The sequence below is a fragment of the Rickettsiella endosymbiont of Aleochara curtula genome, assembly GCF_964030935.1.
In the GTDB taxonomy this organism is placed as follows: domain Bacteria; phylum Pseudomonadota; class Gammaproteobacteria; order Diplorickettsiales; family Diplorickettsiaceae; genus Aquirickettsiella.
Genome location: NZ_OZ034990.1, coordinates 1,047,683 through 1,066,515, shown reverse-complemented (window position 1 = coordinate 1,066,515; position 18,833 = coordinate 1,047,683). Strand labels below are relative to the sequence as shown.

Below are 18,833 nucleotides of genomic sequence, written 5' to 3'. Positions count from 1 at the left end.
TTAAGAGATTAGAGATTAGAATGTTCAAAAAGAGTGCATGATAACGCAAAGCAAGGCATTTCTGCTAGCGTGTCCTACACTGATAGAAAGGCAATTAATATTGAGAGGTTTTATCATGGGAGTGCTTTTATTGCAACCAACTACTACAGCTCAATGGCAGTCTTTAGTAAAGGATGCAGAATCTAGTAGTAATCTTAGGCTAAATAATGAACTTGAAAGTTACTTAGTTTTTTTATTAGGCTACTATAATCGCCGTCCCGATATTGCTAATTCAGTTTTAGCGAAAGAGTTTTTAAGCGGAATAACTGAAAGGCATGCTAGGCAACGAGAGTGTTTGCGGGAGGTAGGAGATAAATGTTTATTATTTGCTGGTTTTTTTCCTGAGCAGGCTGAAAAAAAACGGGTCAAAATCAAGTATTTTATTGAACTAGGCCAAACTGCTTATGTCCAGGTGGCTAGTTTGTCCAAAGCGGGTTCCGCTGCTCTCTATAATGCATTAAGTTGTGACTTTATTAGTTTGATGGAAATCTTGCATGCAATCCGTGGTCTTAGCGATCCTGTCAATGAGTTAAGTCCTTTACAAGCCTTAGAATTATGGACTGATGTTAAAAGTCAGCACGCTCTAACGGTATTACGCAGACATACATCTTTTCCGACTTTCACAGGATCACCTCTGAAGCATTAGGCTTGAAAAATCTATTTCTTGGCCTAAATTTAATATTTTAACTCCTAGTTTAGCTATAGTAATGGTTTAAAAGATTGAAAAATGTTAGCTACATTTAACTTCTCATCTAATTATTCAGCAAATTTAAATCTATCACTCGAGTTTATGAGCAATTAAAATAAGTCATTTTCTTGCTCAAAATCAGCTGGCTAGTTAAGATAGAGCGAATAGAATAATGATAATTTTTTATGTCAACTTCTTCTTCGAGCATCGAAATGAATGAAACCTTAACCACAGATTTTGGTTATCAAACTATTTCCTTAAACGAAAAAAATAGCCGGGTAGGTGAGGTTTTTCAATCGGTTGCGGGCAAGTATGATCTTATGAATGATTTAATGTCATTTGGTCTGCATCGCCTATGGAAGAAATTTGCAGTGCAATTAGCTCAGCTTCGTAGCGGGGATAATGTGCTTGATGTAGCAGGTGGAACGGGTGATTTGATAAAGACATTTGCTAAACACATAGGACCGCAAGGCAAGGCTGTTTTGTTGGATATTAATGCTGCCATGCTAAATATAGGTCGAGATCGGCTTCTGAATTCAGGTTTTACTGAGATAAATGCTATCCAAGCCAACGCAGAATATTTACCCTTTGCGGAGGCTAGCTTTGATTGCTTGAGCATTGCTTTTGGATTACGTAATGTAACGAATAAGCAAACTGCATTACAATCTATGTATCAGGTTTTAAAGCCAGGTGGGCGTTTACTCGTTTTAGAGTTTTCTAAGCCCATATTGGGTTTTTTACAAACTTTGTATGATCGTTACTCCTTCGATTTTTTACCTAAATTGGGAGAGTGGATTGCTAATGACGAAGCAAGTTATCGTTATTTAGTAGAATCCATACGTCGCCATCCCGATCAAAAAACCCTTCAGACACTTATTTTAGACGCAGGATTTGATGAGTGTGAATACTATAACCTTAGCGGTGGAATAGTTGCATTACATAGAGCGTGGAAATTTTGATTAACTCCAAAATGATATTATCAGCTCAAGAAGCGATACTTAATCGCTATCTAAAGCTTGACCCCGAGTCAAAAGAGCATTTCCGTCGACTATCGGGCAAGGTAGTAAAGATAGAATGGGGTCCTCTTACCTACTATTGGCTTTTCAAATCCGATTCAATTTATCTATGTAAAGATTATAACGGACCTGCGGATTTAATCTTGCGCGGTTCAACTTTTGATTTTTTACGTATGGCTTTTATAAAGAAAGATAAAGCGCTTACGGATATCCCTCTGCAAGTGCTCGGTGACATGGAGTTTGGAAAACAGTTTAGAGAATTTTTTTCAAATCTAGAAATCGATTACGAAGAACAATTATCAAAAATAGTGGGTGATGCTACCGCTTACCCGATAACACAAGTACTTAAGGCAATAAAGCTTTGGGCTAGTCACAACATGGAAAGTCTTAGTGAAAATTTGACAAACTATCTCCAGAGAGAAATGAATTGGTTGGTATCTGACGAAGAATTACAGTTTTTTTTTTCCGATGTTGATGAACTTCGCGACGATTGTGCCCGATTAGAAGCTCGGATAAAATTGTTGGAAAAAGGGGAGAGTTGATGAAATCAATATCTCGTTTAGTGCGTTTAATGCAGATCAGTTTTATTCTTTTTCGTTATAACTTAGATGAATTACTATTCTCTCTCGATCTATTTCGCCCTTTACGTTTTTTTGCTTTTCTAAATCCTTATAGAAGAGTTAATAAAAAAATTCCGAGAGGAGAAAGAATTCGTCTTGCATTGGAAGATTTAGGCCCAATTTTTGTTAAATTTGGGCAAACTTTATCGACTCGACGTGATTTTATTCCCATTGATATTGCTGACGAATTGGCAAAACTGCAGGATCGAGTACCGCCTTTTTCGGGAGAAGAAGCAAAATCTATTGTTGAAACCTGTATTAAAAAACCCATTGCTGAAGCATTTTCTGAGTTTGATATTAATCCTTTGGCGTCAGCATCTATCGCACAGGTTCATGCAGCTAAGTTATTGGTAACGGGTCAAGAAGTTGTGGTTAAGGTTTTAAGGCCGGGAGTATATAAAAGAATTAGTCGAGATATCGATCTATTATATTCCTTAGCTAATTTAGCCCTGCGTTATTGGCGGCCTGCAAAGCAGCTTAGACCGCGTGAAATTGTGGCGGAGTTTGAAGCTTGTTTAAAAGATGAATTAGATTTATTGCGTGAGGGGGCAAATGCCTCGCAGTTACGCCGTAATTTTTCTAATTCTGATTTGCTTTATATTCCCGAAGTATATTGGCCCTATACCTTTCATAAAGTTTTAGTTATGGAACGTATTTATGGCATTTCGATTTCTGATATTTCTGCTTTAAAAAAACAAGGAATTAATTTAAAAAAATTAGCTGAAAGAGGCGTTGAAATTTTCTTCACGCAAGTTTTTCGCGATTGTTTTTTTCATGCTGATATGCATCCTGGCAATATTTTTGTTTCACCTGAAAATAAAGAAAATCCGCAATACTTGGGTGTCGATTTTGGGATTATGGGTAGTTTAAGCCCAGACGATCAACGTTATCTCGCCGAAAATCTGATGGCTTTTTTTAATAGAGATTACCGTCGCGTCGCCCAATTACATGTTGAATCGGGCTGGGTTGCAGAAAATACCAGAATTAATGAATTTGAGGCAGCAATTCGTACTGTATGTGAACCCATTTTTGAAAGACCTTTGAAAGAAATTTCTTTTGGACAGTTACTTTTACGATTATTTCAAACTGCTAGACGATTTAATATGGAGGTGCAACCCCAATTAGTTCTATTACAAAAAACTTTATTCAATGTTGAAGGTCTAGGGCGACAATTGTATCCTGATTTGGATTTATGGAATACAGCTAAACCTTTTTTGGAACGATGGTTACGAAAACAAATTGGGCCACGTGCTTTTTTACGTAAAATTCGAGAATATGCACCTTATTGGGCAGAAAAGGCTCCTGAAATTCCAGATTTAATCTATCAGGTCATGCACGAGTTACGCCATTTAAAAAAGAACGTTAAGTGTCTTTATTGTGAGGGAGGAAAAGAAAAGCAACAAACAAGTAAAAAATCTTTTTGGTTTATAGGCCTAGGCTTGGCCACTGCTTGTATGGCTTGGGTTTTGCTAGATCTCAGCGTTAAGTATGTAACGCATTTAGCATCGCCCTATTTATGGGTTTTAGGTTTAGGAGGTTTGGGATTATTTTTAAGTGCGATGATTAATTTACGAAAGTTTAATTAATTTTTATTTTAAACACGGAGTGTTTATGGGATTTTATGGATTAAATCTAATATCGTTCCTTATTATTTTTCTGATTGCTTGGTTATTATTTGGACCTAAATATTTACATAATATTTTTAAAAATTTGACTGTTTCGGGGCGTAACGGCATTAAGATTTTATTAAAATTATATAACGAAAAATCAAATGATAATAAATCCGATTCAGAAACAGATATTACTAGTGGATGATGATGAATTGTGTTTGAGGATATTAACTCAATATTTAGATGAAGCTCAATATGCCTATGTAACTTGTAAAGATGGTCTGCAGGCTTGGAATTGTTTACAACAATATCCCGATAAATTTTTTGTTATTTTAAGCGATAGAATTATGCCAAATCTGCATGGTTTACAATTATTATCGAAAATAAAAAAGAAAGGATTAAATATTCCTTTAATATTATTTTCAGGTATAGCGTGCAAAGAAGAAAGATGTGAGGCAATAGCGCAAGGGGCGTATGATTTTTTTTATAAACCTATATCTAAAGAATTACTTTTAGCATTGTTGAAAAAAATAAAAAAACAATTACTATAGGTATTTATAAGTAATTACAAGGAGAGAAAAAAATGGGTGAATCTAATCCCGATTGGGAAAATAGTTGTTTATTTGCCTTAGCAAGTTTAGGCGATGTTAATTTATTTAAGCATTGGTTGGATAAAAAAATAAATATTGATGTTGAAGACGAAGATGGAGACACAGCTTTACATTACGCAGTAAGAGGAGGGCATATAGATATTGTTATTGCATTATTAGAAGCAGGTGCGGTAATTAGTTCGAATAAAAAAAAACGCACGGCGTTGTTAGATGCTTATGCCTTTAATCAAACTAAAATTGCGAATGAAATTACTAAGGTTGTAATCCAAAGAAATTCGGTTAAAAATTTACTTCAATTCCAGAAATCTACTAAAATAGACAATCCAGAACAGCTGGTTAATAATTTTATTAAGTATTTACGAAAAAATTATTTAGATAGAAACATATTTACGCGTTTTCCGGCTAAGCATACGCGAAGAGCCAACGCACTAATAACTGCAGCGCGTGAGTGTATTTCTAAAAAAAAATTTAAAGAATTTGACGAATTATTAAATAATCAACTTAATTTATTTAAAGGTGTTCCAGCGAACCCAATAAGTGAAAGTATAATTCATAAAAGATGGTCTGAAGAACTCAAAAACAAGCCTAAGGATCCTAAGCAATCTCTTTTTTATAAAACGCTGAATACTTTTGTTAACATACCTTCTAATTTAAACAATGGTAGCGTAAGGAGTGTTTCTCATCGCTAAATTTCCTGTAAAAATTGGATAATATGCCTCAAGGCCTGGTAGATTAAAGCTTGCTTTTTTTTTGTACGCCTCTAAACTAAGTTCTTAATCTAAGAGCTTCGCTATGAAAATCGTTTTGGCTAATCCTCGAGGTTTCTGCGCTGGTGTTGATCGCGCAATAGAAATTGTTAAAAGAGCATTAAAACTGTTTGGTGAGCCTATCTATGTGCGTCATGAAGTCGTCCATAATCGAATTGTAGTTGCCGATTTAGAAAAAAAAGGCGTGATTTTTGTGGAGCATATCAGCGAAATACCCGCAAATGCCACAGCTATTTTTAGTGCTCATGGAGTATCTCAAGCGGTTCGTGAGTCTGCCAAGCAACGTAATTTGAGAATTTTTGATGCCACATGTCCTTTAGTGACTAAGGTGCATATGGAGGTGGCACGTTATAATCGTTTAGGTCAGGAATGTATTTTGATTGGCCATGCCGATCATCCCGAAGTTGAAGGAAGCCTAGGGCATTATGATAATCCCGCCGGTGGAATCTATTTAGTAGAAAATATTCGGGATGTTGCCTTATTAAAGATTAAAAATCCTCGTTTATTGAGCTATGTAACACAAACGACTTTATCACTGGATGATACTAAAACTATTATTCAGGCACTGAAGCAACGTTTTCCTGAAATTGCCACACCCAAGAAAGAAGATATTTGTTACGCAACACAGAATCGTCAACTAGCGGTTAAAGAGTTAGCAAAACAGTGTGATATGGTGTTAGTTTTAGGGTCGGTTAATAGCTCCAATTCGAATAGGTTGAAAGAATTAGCTGAACGTTTAGGAAAACCTGCCTATTTAATAGATACGGCTAAAGATATCCAAACGAGCTGGTTAATTGGTAAAGAATCTATGGGTATTACTGCAGGTGCGTCTGCACCGGAATTTTTAGTACAAGATGTTGTAAAATATTTAAAAACATTTCCTAATTGGCAAGAGTGCTTGGTTACCGAATTAATGGGTGTTGAGGAAAATGTTGCTTTCGCCCTACCTCGTGAATTAAGAGTTCCATTAGCAACCGGAGCCTGAAACAATCAGCTAATTTTTTCCAATAACCAATCGAACTATACTCACAGCAATTGGATTTTTGCTGAGGTGCCGCGAGGATGAAGCAACCGGATTGTATTGTTATATACGCGAATTGCGAGTTGAGCGGCAACACAGACAAAAATCCAATTACAAAGAGTTTATTTTTTATTTCCCCATATATATCGGAATATACTTCCCCCAATTATTCCGCCGATCATTGGAGCGAGCCAAAATAACCAAAGCTGCTGGATAGCCCATCCACCTACAAATAATGCTGGGCCTGTGCTTCTAGCGGGATTAACTGAAGTATTTGTAACTGGAATACTAATTAAATGGATTAAGGTTAAGGCTAACCCGATAGCTAAGGGTGCAAAATGACTAGGTAATTGTGGATTAGTTACACCGGCGATAACGATTAAAAATAAGAAAGTCATAGTTACTTCACATATAAAACAAGCCAATAATGAGTAATGACCCGGGGAATGAAGTCCATAACCATTGCTGGCAAAACCATTTTGTAACTCAAATCCTTGTTGCCCACTTGCAATGAAATATAAAACAGTGGCGGCGAGTATACCGCCTATTACTTGAGCAATAATATAACTAGGTACTTCTTTAATACTAAATCTACCCGCAGCCCAAAGACCTATAGAAACAGCAGGATTTAAATGACATCCAGAGATAGGAGCAAATACACAACACATGGTTAGTAAACTTAAACCAAAAGCAAAAGCTACACCCAGAAAACCTACGCCTATTACTGGAAATTTGGCTGCTAATACAGCACTACCACAGCCACCTAATACTAACCAGAAAGTGCCTAAAAATTCGGCTAATAATTTCCTTTGCATGTTGAATCTCCTTAAAAATCAGAAAAAGTATAGCAGTAGAAAACATTTTTCAACAATTTAACGACTTATAAGCTATAAAATTTAAATTTAATTACCAGCATAAATTTGAACCGCTACCGGCATTAGTTTTTTCTCCTAATTGATTAAGCATAAAAAGATAACATTCAGGATCATAGAATTTAGCTTTGGCTGTTAGTAGATAAGTGCTGGCAGTGCTTTTTAGAGTTAATTGATAAAAATCTCTTTCAGTAATGTTCTTTAGATGTAACTTGCTAAACTTCGCATCCCCGTAGCTATTATTATTTGCAAGATAATAAATTTCCATATGCTGGGCGAGAGTTATTAAAGCAATTTTTGCTTCGGTACGGTGTGTTTTTACCAGGGCATAAGTGTAAATTGGATAAGAGATTTTGGCTAAAATACCGATTATTACCAAGACAATAAGCAACTCAAATAAACTAAATCCATGTTCAGTATTTTTCATATATTAACTCCTATTTTATTTCTTGTTATTCATAATGAAAAATAAAACATACAGAAGTTTATAAATGTTTTTTATTTTTTGCTAGGGGAACGAGAAAGAGTTGTTTTTTGAGTACCGTAACGGAGCATACTTAAAGGTATGTGACTACGAAACACAGAAAAACAGCTCTTTCTGGTCATCATCATGCAATTTTTAATATACCCTACCGAAATCCATGAGGTAAGATGCCTAAGTTAGTACTTATTTGCTGTGCAAATGCAGCTCCCATACGATCAGAAAGTTGCTGTAATAGACCAGGTTTGACGGTATAATCAACGATATTTTTATTCTTAATTAAATCCTGAGATAAGCTATTTAAATCTCCAAAGCCATCTATAAGGCCTAAAGATAAAGCTTCTTCGCCTGTCCAGGCTAAACCAGAAAATAACTCTGGATTTTCTTTTATGCGATTTCCACGACCTTGTTTAACAGCGTTAATGAACTGCTGATGAACATTTGCAAGCATACGTTGAGCAATAAGTTTCTCATCTGTTTTTTCAGGTGAAAAAGGATCTAAAAAGCCTTTATGATCTCCAGCTGTCAAAAGGCGGCGTTCAACACCGACTTTCTTCATGGTATCAACAAAGCCAAATCCGTCCATTAAAACACCAATTGAGCCGACTAAGCTGGCGGGATTAGCATAGATATCATCACTCGCTGAAGCAATATAATAAGCGGCGGATGCGCAAAGATCGTCACATACCGTATATAATTTAGTTCTAGGATATTGATGGCGTAAATAACGGATCTCATTATAGATCTGTGCAGCTTGAACTGGACTGCCGCCAGGACTATTGATACGCAGAATAACCGTACGCGTATTTCTATCTTCAAAAGCGTTTTGTAGTCCTTCAATGACATTATCAGCACTTGCTGTTGAACTGTCATCAATGATTCCTCTAATATCGACTAGACCGATGTGAGCTTTTGCTTTTGAAGCACTAGGAAGATTGGTTGTAGTTGGCCATAAAGAAAACAACAGACCTAAGAAAAGTAAAAAAAATAGGAATTTAAAGAAAATATTCCAGCGTCTTTTACGACGTTGTTCTTTTAAATTATCAAAAAGTAATTTTTCTAAGGTTTTGCGTTGCCATGCCGGATCGTTTAATAATTCTTCTGCCATATAGAACCCTATTTAAATTTTTGAAATAAGAATATAAATGCGCATAGTTTACCTCTTTTTGACTAGCTGGGACATATATACGCTGAAAATAAGAATTTTAGCGTGGTTCCACATTCGAGACAGGCACAAATTCTGCAGAATTAGACTTATATTTATTCGTCTAAAATAGTTGGGTAAGTATTTTTACCAAAATCGACTTGATTTTTTCTAATTAGACTAAACTATTTAGGAGACATCAAGCTAGATGAGTGATAACTAGAGGATCTTATGAGTCTTAATAAATTAACTAGTCAGTTTCAAAATGCCTTAGCAGAATCTCAATCATTAGCTATAGGACAAGATAATTCTTTTATTGAACCTATCCATTTGATGTCTGCTTTGTTGCAGCAAGAGAATGGCACGGTCAAACCTTTATTGAGCAAAGCTAATGTTAATTTAAATCAATTAACTAAAAACTTGGATGAAGCCATTGCGCGTTTACCCAAAGTGCAAGCTTCAATACCTGGGGAAATTCATCCTTCTACTAATCTTATTCGTTTACTGAATGTAACCGATAAGCTTGCACAACAACGAAATGATGAATATTTATCAAGCGAATTATTTGTGCTTGCAGCGATAGATGATAAGAGCATATTGGGCGAACTATTACGAAAAGCAGGTGCTAGCAAAGCGTTGCTAGAGCAATCAATAAAGGATATTCGAGGTGGAGAAGCAGTGAATGATCCTGAAGCAGAAGGTCGTCGTGGAGCCTTGGAAAAATATACAATTGATCTAACAGCTCAGGCATCGCAAGGAAAACTCGATCCAGTTATCGGCCGTGACGATGTGATACGTCGAACTATTCAAGTGTTACAAAGACGAACTAAAAATAATCCTGTTCTTATTGGCGAGCCGGGCGTGGGTAAAACCGCTGTAGTGGAAGGACTTGCGCTACGTATTGTTAATCACGAAGTTCCAGAAGGCCTAAGAAATAAACGTTTACTTGCTTTAGATATGGGCTCGTTAATTGCTGGAGCAAAATATCGAGGAGAATTTGAAGAGCGCTTAAAAGCAGTTTTGAATGAGCTTGCAAAGCAAGAAGGACAAATAATTTTATTTATTGATGAGTTGCATACCATGGTCGGTGCAGGGAAAGCAGAAGGCGCTATGGATGCAGGGAATATGTTAAAACCTGCTTTAGCACGAGGTCAATTACATTGTATCGGAGCAACTACTTTAAATGAATATAGAAATTATATCGAAAAAGATGCTGCATTAGAACGACGTTTTCAAAAAATTCTAGTGGATGAACCGAGTGTTGAAGATACTATAGCTATTTTACGTGGTTTAAAGCAACGTTATGAGATTCACCATGGCGTAGAAATTATGGATTCAGCCATTCTTGCTGCAGCCACTTTATCCCATCGTTATATTTCTGATAGAAATTTGCCGGATAAAGCAATCGATCTTATCGATGAGGCCGCTAGTCGAATTAGAATCGAAATCGATTCTAAGCCAGAAAAGCTTGATCGTTTAGATAGACGATTAATTCAGTTAAAAATTGAACGAGAAGCTTTAAAAAAAGAAACCGATGAATCTTCTAAGATTAGACTGGAAATTTTAGAAAATGAGATTACCGAGCTTTCAAAAAAATATGCCGATCTCAACGAGGTTTGGAAAGCTGAAAAAGCGACCTTGCAAGGCGAGCAAAAAATCAAAAGTGAACTTGAAAAGTCACAATTTGAATTAGAAAAAGCGCGCCGCTCGGGCGATTTAAATCGAATGTCAGAATTACAATATGGCCAAATTCCCGCATTAGAAAAAAAATTACTGGCGGCTCAGAAAATGGAAAACAAGGAACCGCAATTAGTTCGTAATAAAGTTAGCGAGAAAGAAATTGCGGAAATTGTTTCGCAATGGACGGGAATCCCCGTCTCTAAAATGTTAGAAGGCGAGCGACAAAAATTATTACATATGGAAGATGCGCTACATCAACGTGTAGTGGGTCAAGATGAAGCGATTGCAGTTGTAGCGAATGCTATTCGACGTTCCCGTGCGGGTTTATCGGATCCTAAGCGTCCAATAGGATCGTTTATTTTTTCAGGCCCTACTGGTGTCGGTAAAACAGAAGTTTGCAAAGCTCTAGCAGGATTTTTATTTGATTCTGACGATGCGATGGTGCGTTTAGATATGTCTGAATTTATGGAAAAACATTCTGTTGCGCGTCTCATTGGTGCTCCTCCAGGATATGTAGGTTATGAAGAAGGGGGCTATCTTACCGAAGCAGTTCGTCGAAAACCTTATTCCGTAGTCCTTCTGGATGAAATTGAAAAAGCGCATGCGGATGTATTTAATATTTTATTGCAAGTATTAGAGGATGGTCGTTTAACTGATGGCCAGGGACGCACAGTAGATTTTCGTAATACCGTTATAGTGATGACGTCAAATTTAGGTTCACAAATTATTCAAGAGTTGACCTCTAAAAAAGATTACTCAGCATTAAAAAGTACGCTAATGGATATTATTGCACAACATTTTCGACCTGAATTTATTAATCGTGTTGATGAGGTAGTTGTTTTTCATGCTTTAACTGAAAAACAGATTCACTCTATAACTTCAATCCAATTAGAGAGACTGCGCGAACGTCTGAATGAACGTGATTTACAATTAGAAGTCAGTGCAGCTGCGGTTAATCACATTGCCAAAATGGGCTATGATCCTGTTTATGGGGCGCGACCTTTAAAACGTACCATTCAACAAGAATTGGAGAATCCGATTGCCAAAGATATGCTAGAAGAAAAATTCTTACCAGGGGATAAAATTTTTGTAGACTATACCGATGGGAAAATAAAATTAACGGCAAAAAAAACAAAAGCTAAAACTAAAAAGTAAAAAATTTTTAAGATAGATGAGGCTCGGGGGCTGAGCGTGCACTTATTCAAATGCGAAGAGTATCCATGGGGTATTTGATGATATCAAAATAAGGGGAATAGTCAAAGTCGCGCGGTGAGTAAAGCCTAGGGTTAGTTTTATATAGCTTAAGACCTTTCCCATCACTTTTTAATAATGGCAATATCGGAAAATTGACCGATTGAAAAGCTTCAGCTAATAATGAAGAACAACTTTCTTTGGTCCTCATCCCTGGTTTGTAATTAAAGAGTGTCGAGTGCCATCTACGCGGTAAAAATGGCCAAGGCATTAAAAAACGGCCTAAGTCGAAAATTAATCTAAAATCATATTCTATGCCTAATTTTTTTATAGCATAACCAATAATTTTTTGTCCTTCTTGATAAGAAATATTTCTTGGGCGACATATACGAATATGTTCTTTTTCATATTTTTTTAATGGAGAGATTAAAGCGCCTTTTCCTAGCAAGCTTTCAAATACTAATTGTTCACTGGGATCGCCAGAGTAAAATTCAGTAATTTTTTTTTGCATCTCTTTATCTTCAATGTCATACAAACGACCAAGATATAGCGCGGCATGTGACCAGGAGCTGCGCGTAATTACTTTAATCATTTGACTAATACGATTACGACCTTCTATCAACAAAACATCACAAGGGCGTAGTTCCTGACGAAGTTTATTAAAATCACTTAATGGAATTGGTTGAGGAGCTTCTACTTCTTTATTAAGCCATTTAAAAAAAAAGTTAAATAGTTTATTAGTTAAATCCATCTGCATAAATTATCCTGGATTTTAATTTTTGCCTAGGACGCGTAGAACAATTTGGGTGTTTAAAATTTTAGATAGCTTGTGCCAATTCGATTGCATAGCCTAAATAACTAGTAGGCGATAATTCGAGTAAGCTTTGTTTAATATCGTCGGGTATTTTTAGGTTGTTAATAAATTCATGAAGAGTTTTTTGATTAAGTTTTTTACCTTGTGTTAAGGCCTTTAATTGTTCGTAAGGCATTTCAGCCCCATATCGTCTTAAAATTGTTTGTATAGCTTCAGCCAATATTTCCCAATGGTGATTGAGATCTTCTAGTAATCGCGTGTCATCGATAGAAATTTTTTCTAAACCACAATATAAACTTTTATAGGCAACTAAATTGTATGCAAATGCTGTTCCAAGATTACGCAGTAGTGTTGAATCTCTTAAATCACGTTGCCAACGAGAGATAGGTAAGGTATTGGAAAAAAGTTGGTATAGGCTATTGGCTAGGCTAAAATTTCCCTCGGCATTTTCAAAGTCGATAGGATTAATTTTATGAGGCATAGTAGATGAGCCTACTTCATCTATCTTAGCTTTTTGTTTAAAATAACCCAGAGAAATATAACCCCAACAATCGGCAGACAAATTAATTAATATAGTATTAATTCGTTTTAAACTGTCACAATATTCTGCAATATAGTCATGCGGCTCAATCTGTGTAGTATAAGCATTCCAGTCTAAATCTAAACTGGTCACAAATTTTTTGCTAAGTTCAGGCCAATTAATATCGGGATAAGCAACACGATGCGCATTGTAATTACCAATTGCACCATTAAATTTACCGACGATTTTTACTGCAGCAAATAGTTTTTCCTGTTCTATTAAGCGTTGAGTAAAATTAGCCAACTCTTTACCCATAGTGGTGGGAACAGCAGCTTGGCCGTGTGTACGACCCAGCATCGCATGCGTAGCATATTGATGTGAATATTTTTTTAAATAAATTATTAATTGTTGAATTGCGGGTAATAAATGTTGAGCGCGTACTTCTTTAAGCATTAAAGCATAAGCTAAATTATTAATATCATCAGAAGTGCAACCGAAGTGTATAAACTCACGAATCGATACTAACTGTGGATTTTTAGCTAGTTTCTCTTTCAAAAAATATTCAACTGCTTTAATGTCGTGTCGAGTTGTTTTTTCTAAAGTTTTAATCCTTTCGGCATCTTCCAAATTAAAATTTTCAATAATACAATTCAATTGTTGCTGAGTTGCTGTAGAAAATCCGGGAATCTCCTTGATGTTAGAATGTTCAGCAAGGGTTTGTAGCCAGCGTATTTCAATGATTACTCTAAAATAAAATAAACCATACTCACTACATAAAGGACGCAAACCAGCAGTTTTTTCCGAGTAACGACCATCAATAGGAGAAATTGCTGTTAGAGAATTGAGTTGCACATAGGCCTCGGTAAGTTTATTTACAGCTCTTCGGATTCTTCTGGACCATATTTTTCTGATCGATCATGTCGTTTTTCTTTGATTTTTTGTTTATGTTTATTGATTTGCTGTTCTATCCTATCAACTAAATCATCGATAGCAGGGTATAAACTTTCGTTTTCGGCACTTGCGTAAAATTCAGTACCATGCGTATGGACTAGGGCTTTAACGACTTGAGCTAAGTTTTCAAGGCTTAATGTGATATGTATGGCTGTAGTTTTATGGGTTATACGTTCCAGTCGTTTAAATTTATCGAGTATATATTGTTTTAAAGCGTCAGTAACTTTAATGCCATCATCTGTAATGGTAACTTGCATTAGACCCTCTACCTTTATAATCTAATACTCTTCGCACTTGAAATTTTGTCTGTGTTGCCGCTTAACTCGCAATCCTCATGTATCTTGAATACACTCCGGTTGCTCATTCTCGCGGCGCCTTGCCAAAAATCCAATTGCTGTGAGTATACATTGATATTTTTCAGAAATGTATATTTGATTATACCTTACCCAGCCCTTTGACTATAGATCAAATTCATGGCCTAGATAGACTTCCCTGACACGTTGATTATTCAATACTTCTTTTGGAGTACCCACATAGATAGTTTCCCCTTCACTCACTATATAAGCGCGTTTACAAATTGTAAGGGTTTCTCGAACATTATGATCGGTAATTAAAACACCGATACCACGTCGGCTAAGATGAATAATCATGCGCTTAATATCAACGACAGAAATAGGATCAATTCCTGCAAAAGGCTCATCTAATAGCATGAACTTTGGTTCCATGGCCAAAGCGCGAGCAATTTCTACACGACGACGTTCACCCCCCGATAAACTAATCCCTAACGTATCGCGGATATGTGTAATGTGGAATTCATGAAGTAGATTTTCGAGATGTTGTTTACGTTGTTCTTTGGAAAGATCTTTACGTAATTGGAGTATAGCAAGGATATTATCGGCAACAGATAATTTACGAAATATAGAAGGTTCTTGAGGTAAATAACCGATGCCGGCCTTAGCACGGGCGTGCATGGGCAAATGCGTAATATTATGATTATCTAATAAAATTTTACCTTGTGCACTTTCAACTAGACCCACGATTAAGTAAAAGCTGGTGGTTTTTCCAGCGCCATTAGGGCCTAACAAACCTACTACTTCCCCGGTTACTAGTTCTAGAGAAACATTTTTGACCACAACCCGGGAATGGTAACGCTTGGCCAAATTTATAGCATGTAATTTACTCATGAGCTTACAGGTTGCAATGGAGCTATTAGTATTTGAGTATGCCCTTCTTTTGAGATAGGGGAACCGACGGTTTTCTTTTTAAAATCATAGTTAATTTGCGGGCCTTTAACATGATTTTGTCCTTGTACAATCTCGGCATTACCCACAGCTTCTAGCCAGTCTTTTTGTGGATAATAATAGATCGTATTTCCAGTAGCAATTAACTTAGGTCGATTAGCAAATATAAGTGCGCGATAACGTGCTGGATTACCGGTAGCGATTATTTTGGTGACTTGACCATCTTGGTCGGCGTAACTGGTGGCATAGTCTGCAGTGAGCACTCCCGATCCTTGAGTTAACTTAATATGCCCCTGATAGATTCCTAATTTTGTCTCATTATTATATGACAAAGTATCAGACTCAAAATAGATGGTTTGTTCCATATCTTTTGGATGAGCATATAAGGCGATAGGGGAACTTGCTATTATCAGGAGTAGATAATATAAATAGGCTTTATTTGTTTTGAGTGGTTTTTTTTTCAAGCAATCTTGAATCCACATCTTAAACCTCATCAATTTTTTGCAGGTTTGAGTTGGCCCTTCACTTGAGATAAAAGCCGTATCGTTTTGGTATTAAAATTAGCATGTAGTCCTACAGCATGTATTTCTTGATTAATCTGAGTTATTACGACAGGTGCGGACGTTTCAGCTGTTTTTTCTTTAAGATGAATATCTAAAGTGGACGTGGTTAGGGTCGAGACAGTTTTATTGGCTGATCCTTGTTTTTGTTCAAGTTTGACATTATCCCAAAGCTGTAGAAGATCTTTATCCTCTTTCAGTTTGCCATAACGAGATGAAAGTTGCCATGATTCTTTTTTTTTCAAAAATAAAGTAAAAATAGGTGTGGTGAGAGCAATACTATCGTCTGAGGGATAATGGACGGACAAAGGAGTGTCTAATTGATCATAAAGCTTACCTGATTTATCAATGTGATAAATTATGACCTTAGTCGCGTAGGCGTCAGGTTGATTTCCTATAACAGTAGAGTTTTCAGACCTAGTCAGCTGTAACCATGTATACCACGTACCTAATAAAATAAGCGAAATAAGAATAAGATTAGTGAATAGTGTTTTAGAAAACATACTATTGAATATAGTTTAAACAAGCAGATCTAAGTAAATGTATAGTCACAGCATTAGGTTTTTGACAAGCGCTGTTCGAGCAACAATCTGGTATATACAGTAACCATGAGGGTTGCGATCCCCGCGATACACAGACAATGTCAAGTGCGAAGATTATATTAAGTGATTCTCTGGCTCAGGATATCATGAATATGCACTACTCCGAGAGGTTTTTTTTCTTTGTCCACGATAATTAAAGTAGTAATCTTGTTATCTTCCATTATTCGTAAAGCTTCAGCAGCCAGTATATCTTTATTAATTGTTTTACTATTAGACGTCATGACTTGATCGACCAAAGTGGTTTGAAGATTCAACCCCTGATCTATTGCTCGTCTGAGATCTCCATCAGTAAAAATACCGAGTAGATGTTGGTTATTGTCAGTAATTAAAGTCATTCCCAGTCTTTTTTGTGAAACTTCATATAGGGCTTGAACTAAAGCGGTCCCGGATTTTACGTTTGGAACCGCTGATCCAGTATGCATAATATCCGCTACTTTTAATAATAAACGTCGACCCAATTGCCCTTTTGGGTGAACCTTGGCAAAGTCATCACTGCTAAAGCCACGAATATTGAGCAGAGATATGGCGATAGCATCGCCCATGACTAATGATGCGGTACTACTACATGTTGGTGCTAAGCCCAACGGACAAGCTTCTTGCTCTATAGCTATAGGGATGGTGACGGTCGCTTGTTGCGCTAGGGTAGAGAGGGGGTTTCCAGTCATCAGTATAAAAGGGATATTCAGTAGTTTAAGTGTAGGAAGAATACTGATGAGCTCATCCGTTTCCCCAGAATGAGAAATGGCAAGAACCACATCTTTAGAGTTTATCATGCCTAGATCACCATGATTCGCTTCTGCGGCATGAATAAAAAAAGCGGGACTCCCTGTGCTGGCTAAAGTAGCAGCGATTTTATTCCCGATATGGCCTGATTTTCCAATTCCAATGACAACAATGTGACCTTGGCAATTTAAAAGTAATTCACATGCCCGTTCAAAACTGGAGTTAATTTGCTTTAATAAACTCAAAATGGCTATCCCTTCGGTCTCAATTACTTTTCGAGCGGATTCAGAAAATTTTTTAGTCTGCATAAATTTTAACCATAGGGAAAATTAGAATGAAATATTGTTTGATGACTTCAGTGTTTTTTAATTTGGATTTTCTAAGCTAAGCATGCCAGTATTGTTAGCATAGGCAAATAACTCTGCGTAACGACCCCAATCAATCACAGTGCGCAGAACGCGTTCAGCTTCTTTTTCGCTCAAATAATCCTCTAATTCATTTAAAAAACGTTCTCTAGTGGCCCTCTGACCGGTTGTACGTCTTTCTTCGAGAACCTGTCGTATATGCTTTGCTAAAGGTACATAACGTAATAAATGAGCAGCAAATATTTTTTTTCGTTCTAAAATATCAGCATTAGCAAATAATTTTCCAGCTTCAGTTAAAATTAATTCGCCATTGTTGACGTGAGCAAAACCGAGAATGTCCAATACTTCAGTTAATGGAAATAAATCATCGACATCTAAATGTAGTGATTCAGTAAGCTCAGGTAAACTCACATGACCTTGGTATTCAGATTGATCTAAAGTTTCAAGTAAACCTGTCAATTCGGAAATATCAGCATCCGGAAGGCGATAACCTATATCGGTGATGCGAGGAAGCTGTTCTTTAAGCAATAATTTCTTACGCTCATCCATTTGGCGAGTAATTAGGGAATATATTTGATCGACATAGTTTCGAAATTCAGGATTTTGCTCAGTTCGTGGATAAGGTAAATCAATGGTTAATTCTGCTCGGATAGTGCCCGGATCGCTATCAAATACAATGACACGGTTAGCGAGTAAAACAGCTTCTTCAATGTTGTGCGTTACAAATAAGATTCCGCGAGTCCCCGTTTGTTTAGCTTCCCATAAATCGAGCAGATCGCTCTTAAGATTATCAGCAGTCAGCACATCTAAGGCCGAAAAAGGTTCATCCATTAATAACACATCGGGATTAATAACCAATGCGCGTGCAAAACCTACTCGTTGACGCATACCACCGGATAATTCTTTTGGGTAAGCAGATTCGAATCCATCCAGGCCGATAATATCGATAGCTTTTAAAGATCGTGTTCTACGTTCATCTCGTGGAACACGTAATGCTTCTAGACCTAATTCAACATTTTCTAAGACGGTTAACCAAGGTAAGAGCGCAAAGTTTTGAAAAACCATTGCCATCCCTTGTACTGGTCCATTGACTACCTGGTCACGGTAAGTGACTGTGCCGCTGCTAGGATCAGAAAGACCGGAAATAATGCGTAATAACGTAGATTTCCCCGAACCGGACTTGCCTAATAGTGCAACAATCTCATCTTCATAAAGTTGAAAATTAACCCTATCAAGGACTAATAATTCTTGTTGTTCAGCTTTTTTAAACGATTTACTGATATCTTTTACAGTAAAAATGGATTTTTTATTCATGAT

Annotated in this window: 19 protein-coding genes; 8 read left to right on the top strand and 11 right to left on the bottom strand. The window is 36.6% G+C overall.

Annotated features, from left to right (window positions below):
• Positions 1-37 precede the first annotated feature (37 nt).
• The 7 genes from AAHF87_RS04645 (at position 38) to ispH (ending at position 6,336) form a co-directional block, all read left to right on the top strand.
• A complete protein-coding gene (locus AAHF87_RS04645) occupies positions 38-685 on the top strand; it encodes a hypothetical protein (protein ID WP_342147351.1) in 648 nt (215 codons plus the stop codon).
• A gap of 254 nt (positions 686-939) precedes the next feature.
• Positions 940-1,686: a bifunctional demethylmenaquinone methyltransferase/2-methoxy-6-polyprenyl-1,4-benzoquinol methylase UbiE gene (gene ubiE / locus AAHF87_RS04640; protein ID WP_342147875.1), complete on the top strand. Its 747-nt coding sequence runs from the start codon at positions 940-942 to the stop codon at positions 1,684-1,686.
• 11 nt (positions 1,687-1,697) lie between these two features.
• Entirely contained in the window at positions 1,698-2,285 is a 588-nt protein-coding gene (locus AAHF87_RS04635; protein WP_342147350.1) for a ubiquinone biosynthesis accessory factor UbiJ, read from the top strand.
• Positions 2,285-3,949, top strand: coding sequence for a ubiquinone biosynthesis regulatory protein kinase UbiB (gene ubiB, locus AAHF87_RS04630; RefSeq protein WP_342147348.1), 1,665 nt, complete (start codon positions 2,285-2,287; stop codon positions 3,947-3,949). The genes AAHF87_RS04635 and ubiB overlap by 1 nt, the downstream gene beginning before the upstream one ends.
• Before the next feature lie 185 nt (positions 3,950-4,134).
• Entirely contained in the window at positions 4,135-4,524 is a 390-nt protein-coding gene (locus tag AAHF87_RS04625) for a response regulator (RefSeq protein WP_342147347.1), read from the top strand.
• 32 nt (positions 4,525-4,556) lie between these two features.
• Positions 4,557-5,273 carry an ankyrin repeat domain-containing protein gene (locus AAHF87_RS04620; RefSeq protein ID WP_342147346.1) on the top strand — a complete coding sequence of 239 codons (717 nt, stop codon included), beginning with the start codon at positions 4,557-4,559 and terminating at the stop codon, positions 5,271-5,273.
• A 103-nt stretch (positions 5,274-5,376) separates the two neighbouring features.
• A complete protein-coding gene (ispH, locus tag AAHF87_RS04615; protein WP_342147345.1) occupies positions 5,377-6,336 on the top strand; it encodes a 4-hydroxy-3-methylbut-2-enyl diphosphate reductase in 960 nt (319 codons plus the stop codon).
• A gap of 158 nt (positions 6,337-6,494) precedes the next feature.
• Here the strand turns inward: ispH and aqpZ are convergent, their stop codons facing one another.
• The 3 genes from aqpZ to AAHF87_RS04600 all read right to left on the bottom strand — a co-directional run bounded on the left by aqpZ (position 6,495) and on the right by AAHF87_RS04600 (position 8,833).
• A complete protein-coding gene (gene aqpZ / locus AAHF87_RS04610; protein ID WP_342147343.1) occupies positions 6,495-7,187 on the bottom strand; it encodes an aquaporin Z in 693 nt (230 codons plus the stop codon).
• 91 nt (positions 7,188-7,278) lie between these two features.
• Positions 7,279-7,671 carry a type IV pilin protein gene (locus tag AAHF87_RS04605; RefSeq protein WP_342147342.1) on the bottom strand — a complete coding sequence of 131 codons (393 nt, stop codon included), beginning with the start codon at positions 7,669-7,671 and terminating at the stop codon, positions 7,279-7,281.
• A 202-nt stretch (positions 7,672-7,873) separates the two neighbouring features.
• A complete protein-coding gene (locus tag AAHF87_RS04600) occupies positions 7,874-8,833 on the bottom strand; it encodes a S49 family peptidase (protein ID WP_342147341.1) in 960 nt (319 codons plus the stop codon).
• Positions 8,834-9,100: 267 nt separating this feature from the next.
• Here AAHF87_RS04600 and clpB point away from each other — a divergent pair, with 267 nt between their 5' ends.
• Positions 9,101-11,704, top strand: a complete 2,604-nt coding sequence (gene clpB / locus AAHF87_RS04595) for an ATP-dependent chaperone ClpB (RefSeq protein WP_342147339.1) — start codon at positions 9,101-9,103, stop codon at positions 11,702-11,704.
• A gap of 46 nt (positions 11,705-11,750) precedes the next feature.
• Here the strand turns inward: clpB and AAHF87_RS04590 are convergent, their stop codons facing one another.
• The 8 genes from AAHF87_RS04590 to AAHF87_RS04555 all read right to left on the bottom strand — a co-directional run bounded on the left by AAHF87_RS04590 (position 11,751) and on the right by AAHF87_RS04555 (position 18,830).
• Positions 11,751-12,497 (bottom strand): YiiX/YebB-like N1pC/P60 family cysteine hydrolase, encoded by a 747-nt coding sequence (locus AAHF87_RS04590; protein WP_342147337.1) that lies wholly within the window; start codon positions 12,495-12,497, stop codon positions 11,751-11,753.
• 61 nt (positions 12,498-12,558) lie between these two features.
• Entirely contained in the window at positions 12,559-13,926 is a 1,368-nt protein-coding gene (purB, locus tag AAHF87_RS04585; protein WP_342147335.1) for an adenylosuccinate lyase, read from the bottom strand.
• Between the two features lie 20 nt (positions 13,927-13,946).
• The gene (gene hpf / locus AAHF87_RS04580; RefSeq protein ID WP_342147333.1) at positions 13,947-14,282 is read right to left on the bottom strand and encodes a ribosome hibernation-promoting factor, HPF/YfiA family; all 336 of its coding nucleotides are present in this window, start codon (positions 14,280-14,282) and stop codon (positions 13,947-13,949) included.
• Positions 14,283-14,483: 201 nt separating this feature from the next.
• Entirely contained in the window at positions 14,484-15,209 is a 726-nt protein-coding gene (gene lptB, locus AAHF87_RS04575) for an LPS export ABC transporter ATP-binding protein (protein WP_342147332.1), read from the bottom strand.
• Complete coding sequence (gene lptA / locus AAHF87_RS04570) at positions 15,206-15,748, bottom strand: lipopolysaccharide transport periplasmic protein LptA (RefSeq protein ID WP_342147330.1); 543 nt, start codon at positions 15,746-15,748, stop codon at positions 15,206-15,208. The genes lptB and lptA overlap by 4 nt, the downstream gene beginning before the upstream one ends.
• An 11-nt stretch (positions 15,749-15,759) precedes the next feature.
• Positions 15,760-16,329 (bottom strand): LPS export ABC transporter periplasmic protein LptC, encoded by a 570-nt coding sequence (lptC, locus tag AAHF87_RS04565; protein ID WP_342147329.1) that lies wholly within the window; start codon positions 16,327-16,329, stop codon positions 15,760-15,762.
• 158 nt (positions 16,330-16,487) lie between these two features.
• Positions 16,488-17,459, bottom strand: a complete 972-nt coding sequence (locus AAHF87_RS04560) for a KpsF/GutQ family sugar-phosphate isomerase (protein WP_342147327.1) — start codon at positions 17,457-17,459, stop codon at positions 16,488-16,490.
• A 57-nt stretch (positions 17,460-17,516) separates the two neighbouring features.
• Positions 17,517-18,830: a nitrate/sulfonate/bicarbonate ABC transporter ATP-binding protein gene (locus AAHF87_RS04555; protein WP_342147325.1), complete on the bottom strand. Its 1,314-nt coding sequence runs from the start codon at positions 18,828-18,830 to the stop codon at positions 17,517-17,519.
• Positions 18,831-18,833: the final 3 nt, after the last annotated feature.